The organism is Cellulomonas sp. URHE0023 (genome assembly GCF_000688475.1).
Taxonomy (GTDB): Bacteria; Actinomycetota; Actinomycetes; order Actinomycetales; family Cellulomonadaceae; genus Cellulomonas.
In genome coordinates, this window is the sequence record NZ_JIAN01000007.1 from 83,502 (window position 1) to 97,928 (window position 14,427).

Here is a 14,427-nt window from a genome sequence, read left to right on the forward strand (position 1 = left end):
GTAGGTCGACCGCGCCCCCGGCGCCCGTCGTGCACAAAACGCCACTCGGACGGCGGGTGCGAGCACGCCCGAGTCGGCGGATAATGGACGGCCGCTCCGTGCGCCGCGCGTCCCCCGACGCCGCGCACGAGCGCAGACGCACGGCCGGTCGAACCGGCGGAACGGAGAACGCCCACGTGGCAGGCATGGACAACGAGCTGATGGGCGAGCAGGTGGTCGTCGACCAGCTCTACGGGCGGCTCGACGACCTCCGGGCGCAGACGCGTGGGCGCCTGGCCGACATCCGGCGCGAGGGCCCGTCGGGGTCGCCGCAGAACCGCAGCGAGCGTGACGCGTTCGCCACGTTGTACGAGGACCGGATCGCACAGCTCGAGGCTGTGGAGGAGCGGCTCGTCTTCGGCCGGCTCGACCTCGCCGACGACACCCGCCGCTACATCGGTCGCATCGGGCTGACCGACGACGAGCAGTCACAGCTCCTCACCGACTGGCGCGCGCCGGCGGCGCAGCCGTTCTACCGCGCCACCGCCAAGAACCCCGACGGCGTGGTCCAGCGCAGGCACGTCGTCACACGGGGCCGCACCGTCACGAGCGTCGAGGACGAGGTGCTCGACCTCGACCGGCTCGGTGACTCCGAGGCGCGCCTGTCCGGGCTCTCCGGCGAGGGGGCACTGCTGGCGGGTCTGGCCGCCGGACGCACGGGCCGGATGGGCGACATCGTCGCGACCATCCAGGGCGAGCAGGACGCGATCATCCGGTCCGAGCTCGGTGGCGCACTGGTGGTCCAGGGCGGTCCGGGCACCGGGAAGACGGCCGTCGCGCTGCACCGAGCCGCCTACCTTCTGTACGCGCACCGTCGCGTGCTCGAGCGCTCGGGTGTCCTCCTCGTCGGACCCAGCCGCACGTTCTTGCGGTACATCGACCAGGTGCTGCCCTCGCTCGGGGAGACGGGTGTGGTGACGACCACGGTCGCCGACCTCTATCCGGGCATCCTGGCCACGGGGACCGAGGACGAGAGGGTGGCCGAGCTCAAGGGACGCGCCCTGTGGGCGGACGTCATCGCCCGGGCCGTACGGGACCGCGAGCGGATCCCGGCGCAGCCGGTGCACGTGCGCGTCGAGGGCCACGACCTCGTGATCCGTCCGAACGACATCGCGTCGGCGATCGCCCGTGCCCGCCGCAACCACCGACCGCACAACCAGGCCCGCATCTCGTTCGTCCGGGACATGCTCGGGCGGCTGGCCGACCAGTACGTCACCTCCCTCGGGCAGGAGGTCCCCTCCGACGAGCGCGGCGAGATCATCGAGGAGATCCGGACGAACCGCGAGGTGAGGATCGCCCTGAACCTCGCCTGGATGCCGATCACGCCGCAGAAGCTGCTGTCGGACCTGTTCAGCAAGCCCGCCCGGCTCGCGAGGGCTGCGCCGGGCATGGCCCCGCAGCAGCGCGCGATGCTCGTGCGTGACCCGGATGCCCCGTGGACGCCCGCGGACGTGCCGCTCCTCGACGAGGCGGCCGAGCTCCTCGGCGAGGACGACCAGGCGGCTCGCGCTCAGGCGCGCGCAGCCGCGGAGCGGCGCGAGTCAGAGGTGGCCTACGCACGGCAGGTGCTCGAGTCGACCGGCGCCGGGGGCATGGTGTCCGCCGAGATGCTGGCCGATCGATTCGCGACGACCGGGCCGACGCTCACCACGGCTGAACGGGCCGCCGCCGACCGCTCGTGGACCTACGGTCACGTCGTGGTCGACGAGGCGCAGGAGCTGTCCGCGATGGCATGGCGATGCCTGCTCCGTCGGGTGCCCACACGGTCGCTGACCATCGTCGGCGACGTCGCCCAGACGACCGCAGCAGCCGGCGCCCGCTCCTGGGCCGGCCAGCTGGACCCCGTGATGCGCTCGTCGTGGAGGCTCAACGAGCTGACGGTGAACTACCGGACGCCCGCCGAGGTCGCGGACACCGCCCGCCGCGTGGCGGTCGCCGCCCGGCTGCCTGTCAGCCCGCTGACGTCCGCTCGCGAGGTGGCCGACTCGCTGCTCGTCGAGCGCGCCTCGGCGGACGGTTTCGCGGAGGCGGTCGCCCGCCGGGCCGAGAAGCTCACGGCCGAGATCACCGACGAGACCGGCGCCGGTCGCCTCGCCGTCATCGCGGTCGAGGACCGGATCGCCGCCATCGCCGACTCCCTGATCGCGGCAGGCATGCGTCCCGCGGTCGGGTCGGGCAAGTCCGCGGCCGACCTCGACGCACCGCTCGTCGTGCTCACACCTCGCGAGGCAAAGGGGCTGGAGTTCGACGTCGTCGTGCTGGTGGAGCCTGCCGAGGTGCTGGCCGCGAGCGCCGGTGACCTGTATGTCGCCATGACGCGGCCCACCAGGACGCTCCAGGTGATCCACGACAGACCTCTGCCGCGCGGCTGGTGAGCTGTCCGCTGGTCGGACCGCTGTAGGTCCCTGCCGCGAGCAGGCGCACCATAGGGGCGTGCCCAAAGCCCTCCTGCTCGAAAACCTGCACCCTCAGGCCGTCTCGATCCTCGAGGCCGCCGGCTACGACGTGACCACCCGGACCGGTGCGCTCGACGAGTCCGAGCTCATCGACGCCCTCGCCGGCGTGCAGGTGCTCGGCATCCGGTCCAAGACCCACGTGACGGCCGAGGTGCTCGCGAACGCCCCTGACCTCGTGGCGATCGGCGCGTACTGCATCGGCACGAACCAGATCGACCTGGCCGAAGCGGCGGCACGCGGCATCGCCACGTTCAACGCACCGTTCTCCAACACACGGTCCGTGGTGGAGATCGCCCTCGCCGACATGATCTCGCTGACCCGTCGTCTCACCGAGTTCGACAAGGCGATGCACGACGGCGTCTGGAACAAGTCCGCAACCGGCGCGCACGAGATCCGCGGTCGCACGCTCGGCATCATCGGCTACGGGAACATCGGCACGCAGCTCTCGGTGCTCGCGGAGAACCTCGGCCTGTCGGTCGTCTTCTACGACACCGCCGAGAAGCTCGCGCTCGGCAACGCACGCCGCATGGACACCCTCGACGAGCTGCTCGAAGCCGCGGACATCGTCACGCTGCACGTCGACGGCCGCAGTGGCAACGCAGGCCTGTTCGGAGCCAAGCAGTTCGCGCAGATGCGGCCCGGCGCGGTGTTCCTGAACCTCTCGCGGGGGTTCGTCGTGGACTACGCCGCGCTGCGCGACGCCGTCGTCTCCGGTCACGTCAGCGGTGCCGCAGTGGACGTGTTCCCGGTCGAGCCCAAGCGCAAGGGCGACCCGTTCGACTCCGAGCTGCGCGGTCTGCCGAACGTCATCCTCACTCCGCACACGGGCGGGTCCACCGAGGAGGCGCAGGAGGCGATCGGGCAGTTCGTCTCGGCGAAGCTGCGCGACTACATGATCACCGGCTCCACGACGCTGAGCGTCAACGTGCCGAACCTCGCGCTCGAGCAGAAGCCCGGGGTGCATCGTCTGGCGTATCTGCACCGGAACGTTCCCGGTGTGCTGGCCGCCGTCAACGCGACGCTCGCCGAGCACGGCGTGAACATCGAGGGCCAGCTGCTGACGACGAGCGGCGAGCTCGGCTACGTGGTGACCGACGCCGACGCACCGATCGACTCCGCGGTCGTGGACGCGCTCACCTCGCGGCCCGAGTCGGTCCGCCTGCGCGCGCTGTCCTGACGCACAACGCCGAGGGCCCGACCGAATCCGGTCGGGCCCTCGGTGTTCGTCGTGGTCAGGCGGAGCCTGACTTGCGCTGGAACCGGCGCTGCGAGGGCCCGGCCGTCTCCGATCCGTGCACCTGACCGGTGTTCGCGGTGCCGTCGGACGTACGGTGCTGGTTCGACTTCTTGCGCTCGAGGGCCTCGCGGTACTTGGCCTTCGCGTCCTCGCTCACCGCCGCCGTGGTCGCCTTGTCGTCGCTCTTCGCCATGGGCGTCTCCTTGTGTGCGGTGTACGTCTGCGGTGGGGCGTGTGCGCCCTCCCCCCGCCAGCGTCCCTGAACCGGGCCGTCGGCGCCACCTCTTCTCAGAAGCGGCGAGGGTAGCGTCGCACGGGTGCCCCCTGCCGAGCTCCCGCACCGCCGTGCCGGCGGCCTCTCGCTGCCCGTGATCTCCCTCGGGCTCTGGCAGAACTTCGGCGAGTCCACCCCCTTCGACGACCAGCGTCGACTCGTCCTGCACGCGGTCGACCGGGGCGTCGTGCACCTCGACCTCGCGAACAACTACGGACCGCCACCGTTCGCTGCCGAGGAGTCGCTCGGACGGATGCTGAGCCGCGACCTGCGTCGAGACGAGCTCCTGATCACCACCAAGGCCGGTTACCGAGCGTGGCCTGGTCCGTACGGCGAGCAGGGGTCACGCAAGTACCTGCGCGCATCCCTCGACGAGTCGTTGCGACGTCTGGGGACCGACCGCGTGGACGTGTTCTACAGCCACCGTTTCGATCCGCACACGCCGCTGGAAGAGACCCTGGGTGCACTTCGGGACGCGGTCCGGTCCGGCAAGGCCCTCTACGCGGGGATCTCCTCGTACTCCGCCGACAGGACCGCCGCAGCGCTGGTGGTCGCTCGATCGATCGGGCTGCCGCTCGCTGTGCACCAACCGGCGTACTCGATGCTCAACCGGTGGGTGGAGCGCGCCGGAACGGACGGCCGGTCGCTCCTGGATGTGGCGGCGACCGCCGGCATGGCCGTCGTCGCGTTCTCCCCGCTCGCGCAGGGGCTCCTGAGCGACCGCTACCTGAACGGCGTCCCTGCCGGTTCGCGGGCCGGCCGTGGCGGCCCGCTACGGCCTGAGTGGCTGACCGACGAGGTCCTCGCACACGTTCGCGCACTGGATGTGATCGCCCGCGCCGGCGGGCGAACCCTTCCCCAGCTGGCGCTCGCGTGGGTGCTGCGCGACCAGCGCGTGACGTCGGTCCTCGCCGGCGCCCGCACCACCGACCAGCTCGACGAGAACCTCGCGGCCGCTGCAGCCGAACCGCTCGACGACGACGAGATCGCCGCGATCGAGCCGCACGCCGTCGAGGCCGGGATCAACCTGTGGGGTCCGCGGTCGAGCGACCTGTGACCGGCAGATGCCGCTCCCACCAGCGCAGGACGTGCTCGAACCGCACCTGCCGGTGCCTGGGCGTTCCGGAACGCGTGAGCTCGTGGCCCTCACCCGGGAAGAGGAGCAGCTCCGCCTCTACCCCGCGGCGCTTGAGCTCCACGAACCAGCGCTGCCCCTGCTCGACCGGGCAACGCCAGTCCTGCTCGGAGTGGATCACCAGGGTCGGCGTCCGGACCTCCCCGACGTGCGCCATGGGCGACTGCGCGGCCACCGCGGCCGCACCGACCTCGTCGGCCGCGTCCCCGAGGTAGTCCAGGCCGAAGAACCAGCCGATGTCGCTCGACCCCACGAAGCTCACAGGGTCGAGGAACCCTCGCTCGACGATCGCCGCGGCGAAGCGGTCGGTCCGGGTGGTCAGCCAGGCCGTCAGGTAGCCGCCGTACGAGCCGCCCATCACCCCGACGCGCTCACCGTCGAGCGCCGGGTCCGTGAGGGCCGCGCCGAGCAGCGCGAGCACGTCCTCGGTGTCCACCGAACCGAACGCCCGCTGCAGGGCCCGACCGTGCTCGGCTCCGTACCCTGAGGACCCCCGCGGATTCCCGTACACGACGGCGTACCCCGCCTGCGCGAGCACCTGGACCTCGTCGAACAGTGCGTGGGTGTACTGGGAGAACGGCCCGCCGTGGATCATCAGGATCGTCGGGTGCGGTCCCGCGCCGTCCGGGCGGACGACCCAGCCGTGCACCGGGTACCCGTCGGACGACCGCGTCGTGAGCTCGACCGGCGTCCGAACGCGCCCGGTCGCCCGCAGCGCGGCAGACAGGTCCGTCCTGAGGGTTGGCTCACCCACCGCATCGACGACGAGCACGTCACCGAGGGACGTCGGTGAGGCAGCCGTGACGACGACACGTCCGCCGCCCCCAGCCGCACCGGAGACGACCGCTACCCCGTCGACGAGCGTGCCGATCGCGCCGTCGGCATCCACCCGCAGCAGATGCACGGCGCCGCGAGCCTCGGCGGCCACCAGTGCGGCACCGTCGTGCTCGGCGAGGACGCTCGTCAGCAGGCTGACGCCCTCCGGGTCCGTGAGTCGCACGGGTCGGCCGAGAGGGTCGCCGAGCTCGACGCGGAAGAGCCCGACCTGCGCCCCGACGAAGTCCCGACCAGACGCGCCGACGTCGCTCGCCAGCAACCAGACGGACGCACCGTCGGATGACGGAAGGACCGCCTCGACGTCCAGGGTGCTCCCCGCGTCAGCGTCGGTGAGCGCGGCAGGCGGCCGAGGCTTCCCCGTCGCACGCGCTTCGACGACCACGGCGTCCTGCCGCAGATCGGTCTCCCGGCTCTCGTGCCGGGCGCTGACCGCCACGAGAGCCTCGCCCGAGGGCAGCCAGCGCGCACCCTCCACACCGACGTCGCCAGTGGTCAGGGCCACAGGGTCGGGCAGCGTGTCGCCGCTCCCGTAGCCGTGCGCAGGCAGGTCCACCACGAACAGGTGCTGCGGTCGGTCGCGCACGAAACCCACGCCGTCGGCGCGGTACTTCAGCTCGGTGATGTGCCGCGGCGGCTCGGACGCGGGGCGCCCATCGGGTTCGTACCGTCCGGGCTCCGGGACCCGGGACAGGTACGCGACCCTGCCGCCGTCCGGGGAGATCCGCGGCGACGAGGCCCCGAGGGGGGCGTCGGTCAACCGGAACGGCTCACCGCCGGCCGTCTCCACCACGTGCACCTGCGGCCTGCCCTGCGGCTCTGCGCGCAGGAATGTCACCCACCGGCCGTCCGCCGAGACGTCGGGCGCGGTGTCACGGTGGCCCCGGGTGAGCCGGTAGGGGGTTCCGTCCCCGACGAGCGGCACCATCCAGAGGCCACCCGTGTACTCGTCGTCCGAGAGCCGTGGGTGGATGACCGGGACGACGGCGTGCGTCCCGTCCGGGAGGACCGCAGGCGTGCCGGGCAGCTGGAAGAGCTCGAGGTCTGTGGGAAGCACGGGACGAACCTATGCCGACTCCACGCCGTGCGTCGCCGCCGGCGTCGTCAGTCCCGGAAGGTTCGCTCCGTCGCGCTGCCGTCCGAGGGAGCGACATCGGGGTCAGCACCGACCTCTGCCTCGTGCTCGGCACGCAGCACCGTGATCGCGGCCTCGAAGTCCTCCAGGGAGTCGAACGCCTGGTAGACCGACGCGAAGCGGAGGTAGGCCACCTCGTCGAGCTCACGCAACGGGCCGAGGATCGCGAGACCGATCTCGTAGGCGTCGATCTCCGCCGATCCCGCGCTGCGCAGGGTCTCTTCGACCTTCTGCGCCAGAAGGGCCAGGTCGTCCTCGCTCACCGGGCGCCCCTGGCACGCCTTGCGCACTCCCCCGGCGATCTTCTCGCGACTGAAGGGCTCGGTCGCCCCCGACCGCTTCACGACCGACAGGCTCGCGGTCTCGACGGTCGTGAACCGTCGGTTGCAGCTGGGGCACTGGCGCCGACGCCGGATCGTCGAACCGTCGTCGGAGGTGCGGGAGTCGACCACGCGAGAGTCAGGGTTTCGACAGAACGGACAGTGCACCGGAGCCCCTTTCGCGTGCCTGGCGCCGTGGTTCCGAGCGCAATGTCATCGATGCCTCCGCGACCGTAGGCCAGCGGCCGCGCAGTCGCAAGGCGCCTCGCACGCGCTGCTGGCACAGGCCTCGCACGCGCCGCTCGCACAGGCCTCGCGCGCGCTGCGTCGCACAGGCCCCGTCGCTGCGTCGCACAGGCCCCTGGCCCGTCCCACGGGCCGTCCCGTCCCGGACGTCGCGAGGGCGGTCGCCGCCGCGGCAACCGCCCTCATGCACTTCTCGCCCGTGCGAAACCGCTGACACGCGGGGCCAGGTCCGTTCAGTCGAGCGGAATGACGATCACCTGTCCCGCGGTGAGGCCAGCACCAGGTAGGTCGTTCAGGCGGACCAGCTCGTACACGACGTCACGGACGTCCTCCCCCGGTTCCGCGATGCCGCTCGCGATCTGCCACATCGTCTCGCCGCTCTGCACGACGTGACGCTCGACCTGCTGGGCCGCCTGCGGGCCGTACGCAACGGCTCGTCCGGCAACCAGCACCACCATGGCGACGATCACCAGCGCGAGGAGCCAGAGCACGGCGCGCCCACGACCGGTGAGAGAGAGGTCCGCCAAGCGGCCGTCGACCTCCGACGCACGAACCTCGGCCCGCCGGGTCACGTGGGGCATCGTCGGTGCCATCGCCATTGCGCTCATCGCGTCCCTCGTTCTCTTGGGCCGGGTCCTACCGGCGGTATCGCGGGTGCGGCACGAGCGCCGCTACCTACAGCTGTCGAGTGCACCGACGCGTTCGAACGTGTGTTCGTCGTACGTCTGTACGATTTCTACCGCACACCCCGCCCTTTGTCGAGACACGATCGAACAGATGTTTGATCTTCGTGCCCGCGTTCCCTAGGGTGGCGTTGCGGGTCACACACCACCACGAGCCACTGACACGACAGCCGAGGGGCCCACCGGCACCCGCGTTGTTGCAGGTCAGCGGCCCGTGCGAACAGCAGTGACAGAAACGGCGGAGCTCACGGCCGCCCGACAGAGGAGGCGCAGTGACGGACTCACGGGACACGTCCCGGCCTGACCGACCCGAGGAGGAGCTGGCGACGATCCACGCCCTGCCGGACGGCGCGCCCGGGCCCGACGGCCTGACCGCGCGCCAGCGACTCGTGCTCGACACCATCCGCACGTCGGTCGAGTCCCGTGGCTACCCCCCGAGCATGCGGGAGATCGGCGAGGCCGTCGGCCTCACGAGCCCGTCGAGCGTCAAGCACCAGCTCACGGCACTCGAACGCAAGGGCTACCTGCGTCGAGACCCCAACCGTCCCCGCGCCATCGAGGTCGTGCACGCGGACGACTCACGGGGCGTCGGCACGTGGACCGCCCCGGACGGCAGCCGTTCGGCGTTCCCCGACCACGGCGAGGGTGAGCCGATGCCGGCGCCGTCGTACGTGCCGGTCGTCGGGCGGATCGCCGCCGGTGGTCCGATCCTCGCCGACCAGGTCGTCGAGGACGTCTTCCCGCTCCCCCGCCAGCTCGTGGGTGACGGCGACCTCTTCCTGCTCAAGGTCGTCGGAGACTCGATGATCGACGCGGCCATCTGCGACGGAGACTGGGTCGTGGTTCGGCGCCAGCCGGTGGCGGAGAACGGCGAGATCGTGGCGGCGATGATCGACGGTGAGGCGACCGTCAAGACGCTGAAGCGGATCGACGGTCATGTATGGCTGATGCCGCACAACCCGTCGTACCAGCCGATCCCCGGCGACGAGTCGACGATCCTTGGCCGAGTCGTCAGCGTCCTGCGCAGCCTCTGACTGGTGTCGGGCGCGTCCGCGCGACGCGCCCGCCCTGTCAGGATGCGGCACCCGCGCATCCGGTCCAGCCTGGACGAACCACAGCCGAAGCAGGAGAGCACCGATGCCAGGACGCCTACCGGACCCCCGGATGCGGGACGCCTCCGTGTACGAGGACCTGCTGGGCGGCAGCGCCCGTCAGCAGAAGGCCGCACGCGACGCCGAGGCAGCAGTCTCCACGTCCCGCGCCGACGCGTCGACGACGGTCGGCGGGTCGGGCCCCTACGAGGACTGGTCCGTCGAGGAGCTGCGTCACCGAGCGGCAGAGCTGGACATCGCGGGGCGCTCGACGATGGACAAGGACGAGCTCGTCGCCGCGCTGCGACACCGCTGACAACCGTCGAGTGCGGTCCTCGCACCGGCGACTCGCGGGCTAGAAGCCGAACCTCTGGGCGACGGCACGGACCGCCTCGGCGGAACGACGAAGACCCGCAAGCTCGTCGTCGGACAACGGGACGGCGAGCCGCTCCCCGACCCCGTCTGCACCGACGATCGCCGGCACCGAGAGGCACACGTCGCTGATCCCGTAGTAGTCCGTGAGGAGCGACGAGACGGGAAGCACCCGACCTTCGTCGTTGAGGATCGCCTCGATGATCCGCGACCCCGCGAGGGCCACGGCGTAGTTCGTCGCACCCTTGCCCTCGATGATCCGGTACGCCGAGTCGACGACCTCCCGGGCGATCGCGTCCCGGACCTCCGCCGTGAGTGGTCCGTGACCGTCGTGCCCGTGCCACTCCAGCAGCGGTACCGAGCCGATGCTCGCCGAGCCCCACAGCGGGAGCTCGCTGTCACCATGCTCGCCGGCGATGTACGCGTGCACGTTCTGCACGGCCACCCCGGTGTGCGCCGAGATCAGGTAGCGCAGCCGCGACGAGTCGAGCACCGTCCCCGAGCCGAACAGCTGCGTCGGGGGCAGGCCCGAGACCTGCAGCGCCGCGTACGTCACCACGTCCACCGGGTTGGTCACCATCACGTAGACCGCGTTCGGCGCCACCTCCACGAGCTTCGGCAGCACCTTCCTGACGAGCCCGATCGTGGCTTCCGCGAGCTCGATGCGGGACTGACCAGGCTTCTGCTTGGCACCCGCGGTGAACATCACGACATCGGCGTCCGCGCACACCGCGAGATCGTCGGAGCCGATCACCTGAGCCATCGGCATGAACTGGATGCCGTGCCCGAGGTCGAGCGCCTCGGCCTGCACCTTCGCGGCGTTGACGTCGTACAGGGCGACCGTTCGTGCGGCTCCGCGCAGCAGGGCGGCGTACGCCATCGTCGACCCCACCGCCCCAGCGCCGACGATGGCCAGCTTGGTGCCCCTGGCAGCGCGGGAGTGCTGCAGGCCGAGGTCTTCCACGTCCAGGCTCTCGGTCACGTACAGCCCTTCCAGTCGTCGGTTTCCATGCTCGGCCTTCGAGGCTAGTCGGAAGCCGTCAGGCGGCGCAGCGCGGACACCGCGGTCGTCCGGTCGGTCGTCCGCCAGAAGTCCGGCAGCGACCGCGTCAGGAAAGGCGCGTACCGTGCGGTCGCCAGGCGCGGGTCGAGAACGGCGACAACACCGCGGTCGTTGCTGGTACGGATCAGCCGACCGGCGCCTTGGGCGAGCAGCAGTGCGGCGTGGGTCGCGGACACCGCGAGGAATCCGTTCCCGCCGGCTTTCTCGACGGCGTCGGACCGCGCGGACTGCACCGGGTCGTCGGGCCGCGGGAACGGGATGCGGTCGATGATCACGAGGGTGCACGTGCTTCCGGGCACGTCGACCCCCTGCCACAGCGAGAGGGTCCCGAACAGGCAGGTCGCCTCGTCCGCGATGAACTGTGCGACGAGCGTGGGCAGCTGGTCGTCCCCCTGCACGAGGATCGGCACGTCGAGGCGTTCGCGCATCGCGGCTGCTGCCGCGTTCGCGGCCCGCCGGGAGGAGAACAGCCCGAGCGTTCGACCACCGGCTGCGGTCACGAGCTCCGCGATCTCGTCGAGCTGGGCCTCGGTCGCGGGCTCGCGTCCCGGCGGCGGCAGGTGCCGGGCGAGGTAGAGGATCCCCTGCTTCGGGTAGTCGAACGGGCTGCCCACGTCGAGCCCCTGCCACGGGACCGACGACGGCGGCGCGGGTGAGTCCTTGTCGATCGAGGCCGGGCCCACGGCCGCTGCGTCGGGCTGCACCTCGAGGCCCACCGCACGAGCGATGGGATCGAACGAGCCGCCCAGCTCGAGCGTCGCTGACGTGAGCACCCCCGACCGGCCCGACAGCAGGTGCGTCCGGATCAGTCCGTTCACCGCGAGAGGTGCGGCGTACAGCCGGGTCGAGACGTTGCCTCGGCGGTCCTCGGATCGAGCGCACCACAGCACCGTGTGCTTGTTGTCGTCCGGGTCGGCTGCCATCCGGTCGGCGACCTCGTAGAGGGCAAGCATGGTGGCCTGTGCCATCTTGCGACCAGCCTCGGGCGGCGCCTGCGGTCCCGACTCGGGCTTGAGCACGCTCAGCAGGGCACGCGTCGCATCGCGCACGCTCCCCACCGCGTCCCGGGCCGCGGGAGGGAGCCCGTCGCGGAACCGGGCCTCGGGCAGGTTCACGAGGACGCCGGCGAGCGCCTGGCTCGCCGAGTCCAGGTCGGTCGTCGGGATGCCGCCGTGTCGTCGGGCGAGCCGGGACGCGTGCTCGATGACCGCCACGGACAGCTCGGACGTCGCCTGCGCCGTCACACGTTCGGTCAGCTCGTGCGCCTCGTCGACGACGAGCACCTGGTGGTCGGGCAGCACGTTCGGCGAGCCCGACGCGGCGATTCCGAGCATGGCGTGGTTGGTCACGACGACATCGGCCTCCCGTGACGACGCCTTGGCCTTCTCGGGGAAGCACTCGGCGAGCATCGGGCACTTGGTGCCCAGGCACTCGAGCGACGCGACAGACACCTGACGCCAGGCCCGGTCGGTCACACCCGGCACCAGGTCATCGCGGTCGCCGGTCGTGGTCTCCTCCGCCCACTCGCGCAGCCGGACCACCTGGGCCCCGAGGTTCTCGCCGGCACCCTCGGCGGCCGGGTGCTCCGCCGCACCGGCGTGGTCACCCAGGTCGAACAGTGTCGCGGCCTCGTCCTCGGGGTAGCCGCCGGCCACCTTGTGCACGCAGACGTAGTTGTGCCAGCCCTTGAGCAGCGCGATGCTCGCGGGCCTCGGCAGGTGCGGTTCGAGAGCCTTCGCGACGAGCGGCAGGTCGCGCGTCATGATCTGCCGCTGCAGGGCGAGGGTGGCGGTGGAGACGACCACGTGCTCGTTCTCGAGCACCGCATGCCGCACCGCGGGGACGAGGTAGCCCAGAGACTTTCCGGTGCCCGTACCGGCCTGAACGAGCAGGTGCTCGCCCTTGTCGATGGTCTCGGCGACCGCGACCGCCATCTGGTGCTGGCCGTCTCGTCGCACGCCGCCGAGGACGCCGACCGCGACGTCGAGGAGGTCCTCGACAGAGGGGTTGTCCGGCACCGCGTCAGCCTAGTGGCGCGCCGCCGCCTCGAGCTCCGCGGCCAGCCCGGCGTCCACCCGGGCCCGGATCGCCGTGCCGTCGGCCGTGTGCTCCTCGGTCTGGATGTCGCCGTGCTCGTGGACCCGGCTGACGAGGTCACCACGGTCGTACGGCACGACGAGATCGATGCTCACCCCCGGGCGCGGGAGCTGGTCGGCCACCAGCGCCTGCAGCTCCTCGATGCCCTCGCCGCTGTGCGCCGAGACGACGATGGAGTGCACCTCACGCGACCGGAGCCGCGCGATGGCCTCCGGGGTGGCGAGGTCCGCCTTGTTGAGCACGATGATCTCGGGCACGTCCATGGCGCCAGGGATGTCCGCGAACACGTGCCTCACGGCCGCGATCTGCCCCTCGGGGTCGGGGTGCGACGCGTCGACGACGTGCAGGATCAGGTCGGCGTCGGCCACCTCCTCCAGCGTCGAGCGGAACGCCTCGACCAGCTGGTGCGGCAGCGAGCGGACGAACCCGACGGTGTCCGCCAAGGTGTAGATCCGCCCGTCGATGGTCTCCGCGCGGCGCACCGTGGGATCGAGGGTCGCGAACAGGGCGTTCTCGACGAGCACGCCGGCATTGGTCAGCCGGTTGAGCAACGACGACTTCCCCGCGTTGGTGTAGCCCGCGATCGCGACCGACGGGATCGCGTTCTTCTTGCGCGAGGCCCGCTTGGTCAGCCGGGCGGGCTCCATCGCGGCGATCTCGCGACGCAGCTTGGCCATGCGGTTACGGATGCGGCGCCGGTCCAGCTCGATCTTCGTCTCACCGGGACCACGAGAGCCCATGCCCGCGGCGGCGCCACCGACCTGGCCACCCGCCTGCCGGGACATCGAGTCGCCCCAGCCACGCAGGCGCGGCAGCAGGTACTCGAGCTGCGCGAGCTCGACCTGCGCCTTGCCCTCACGGGACTTGGCGTGCTGCGCGAAGATGTCGAGGATCAGGGCGGTCCGGTCGACGACCTTGACCCGCACGATGTCCTCGAGCGCACGCCGCTGCGAGGGAGCCAGCTCCCCGTCGACGACCACGGTGTCGGCGCCGACCGCCGCGACGAGCGTCGCGAGCTCGGCCGCTTTGCCGGAGCCGAGGTAGGTGCCCGGGTCGGGCTTGGCCCGCCTCTGGAGGAGCCCGTCCAGGACCTGGGATCCGGCGGTCTCGGCAAGTGCGGCGAGCTCACGCAGCGAGATCTCGGCGTCGGTCACCGTGCCCGAGCCCCAGACGCCGACCAGGACCACCTTCTCGAGCCGCAGCTGGCGGTACTCGACCTCGGTGACGTCCTCGAGCTCCGTCGACAGGTTCGCGACGCGGCGCAGGGACGTGCGCTCCTCGAGCTCGAGCTGGTCACCGTCGTAGGACGAGTGGATCGTCACGCCGGCCTGCAGCGCGGTCCCGGCCCTGGCCAGCACACGGGCCACGACATCGTCGGCCACGTCTTGCGCGGACCGGGCCACCGGGGTGTCCTGCATCTCGCGACTGGTGTGCTGCGGGTCGTT

General features: G+C 71.4%; 12 protein-coding genes. 5 read left to right on the forward strand and 7 right to left on the reverse strand.

All coding sequences use genetic code 11. The features are described from left to right. Positions 1 to 185 precede the first annotated feature (185 nt). Together N553_RS0113450 and serA are read left to right on the forward strand one after the other, a co-directional pair. Positions 186 to 2,414, forward strand: a complete 2,229-nt coding sequence (locus tag N553_RS0113450) for an AAA family ATPase (protein ID WP_231505279.1) — start codon at positions 186 to 188, stop codon at positions 2,412 to 2,414. A 58-nt stretch (positions 2,415 to 2,472) separates the two neighbouring features. After that, positions 2,473 to 3,672: a phosphoglycerate dehydrogenase gene (serA, locus tag N553_RS0113455; RefSeq protein WP_028046951.1), complete on the forward strand. Its 1,200-nt coding sequence runs from the start codon at positions 2,473 to 2,475 to the stop codon at positions 3,670 to 3,672. A 55-nt stretch (positions 3,673 to 3,727) separates the two neighbouring features. Here the strand turns inward: serA and N553_RS0113460 are convergent, their stop codons facing one another. Continuing rightward, positions 3,728 to 3,925 (reverse strand): DUF5302 domain-containing protein, encoded by a 198-nt coding sequence (locus tag N553_RS0113460; RefSeq protein WP_028046952.1) that lies wholly within the window; start codon positions 3,923 to 3,925, stop codon positions 3,728 to 3,730. A gap of 124 nt (positions 3,926 to 4,049) precedes the next feature. Here N553_RS0113460 and N553_RS0113465 point away from each other — a divergent pair, with 124 nt between their 5' ends. Next, positions 4,050 to 5,063 carry an aldo/keto reductase gene (locus N553_RS0113465; protein WP_028046953.1) on the forward strand — a complete coding sequence of 338 codons (1,014 nt, stop codon included), beginning with the start codon at positions 4,050 to 4,052 and terminating at the stop codon, positions 5,061 to 5,063. Here N553_RS0113465 and N553_RS0113470 read toward each other — a convergent pair. From N553_RS0113470 to N553_RS0113480, 3 genes are all read right to left on the reverse strand, one after another. After that, the gene (locus N553_RS0113470) at positions 5,029 to 7,032 is read right to left on the reverse strand and encodes a S9 family peptidase (RefSeq protein ID WP_028046954.1); all 2,004 of its coding nucleotides are present in this window, start codon (positions 7,030 to 7,032) and stop codon (positions 5,029 to 5,031) included. The two genes, N553_RS0113465 and N553_RS0113470, sit on opposite strands and share 35 nt — an antisense overlap. A gap of 47 nt (positions 7,033 to 7,079) precedes the next feature. Then, positions 7,080 to 7,598: a transcriptional regulator NrdR gene (nrdR, locus tag N553_RS0113475; RefSeq protein WP_028046955.1), complete on the reverse strand. Its 519-nt coding sequence runs from the start codon at positions 7,596 to 7,598 to the stop codon at positions 7,080 to 7,082. A gap of 311 nt (positions 7,599 to 7,909) precedes the next feature. Continuing rightward, positions 7,910 to 8,284 carry a LysM peptidoglycan-binding domain-containing protein gene (locus N553_RS0113480; RefSeq protein WP_081844592.1) on the reverse strand — a complete coding sequence of 125 codons (375 nt, stop codon included), beginning with the start codon at positions 8,282 to 8,284 and terminating at the stop codon, positions 7,910 to 7,912. Between the two features lie 347 nt (positions 8,285 to 8,631). Between N553_RS0113480 and lexA the strand changes: the two genes are divergently transcribed. Both lexA and N553_RS0113490 read left to right on the forward strand, forming a co-directional pair. After that, positions 8,632 to 9,393 carry a transcriptional repressor LexA gene (gene lexA, locus N553_RS0113485; RefSeq protein ID WP_028046957.1) on the forward strand — a complete coding sequence of 254 codons (762 nt, stop codon included), beginning with the start codon at positions 8,632 to 8,634 and terminating at the stop codon, positions 9,391 to 9,393. 103 nt (positions 9,394 to 9,496) lie between these two features. Next, positions 9,497 to 9,766, forward strand: a complete 270-nt coding sequence (locus N553_RS0113490) for a Rho termination factor (RefSeq protein ID WP_028046958.1) — start codon at positions 9,497 to 9,499, stop codon at positions 9,764 to 9,766. A gap of 39 nt (positions 9,767 to 9,805) precedes the next feature. Here N553_RS0113490 and N553_RS0113495 read toward each other — a convergent pair whose 3' ends face one another. From N553_RS0113495 to hflX, 3 genes are read right to left on the reverse strand one after another with little or no spacing between them, the layout of a single operon-like run. Next, the gene (locus tag N553_RS0113495) at positions 9,806 to 10,804 is read right to left on the reverse strand and encodes an L-lactate dehydrogenase (protein WP_051640174.1); all 999 of its coding nucleotides are present in this window, start codon (positions 10,802 to 10,804) and stop codon (positions 9,806 to 9,808) included. 44 nt (positions 10,805 to 10,848) lie between these two features. Further along, positions 10,849 to 12,903: an ATP-dependent DNA helicase gene (locus N553_RS0113500; protein WP_028046960.1), complete on the reverse strand. Its 2,055-nt coding sequence runs from the start codon at positions 12,901 to 12,903 to the stop codon at positions 10,849 to 10,851. A gap of 9 nt (positions 12,904 to 12,912) precedes the next feature. Beyond that, on the reverse strand, positions 12,913 to 14,400 hold the full coding sequence (gene hflX / locus N553_RS0113505) for a GTPase HflX (protein ID WP_051640214.1): 1,488 nt from the start codon (positions 14,398 to 14,400) through the stop codon (positions 12,913 to 12,915). Positions 14,401 to 14,427: the final 27 nt, after the last annotated feature.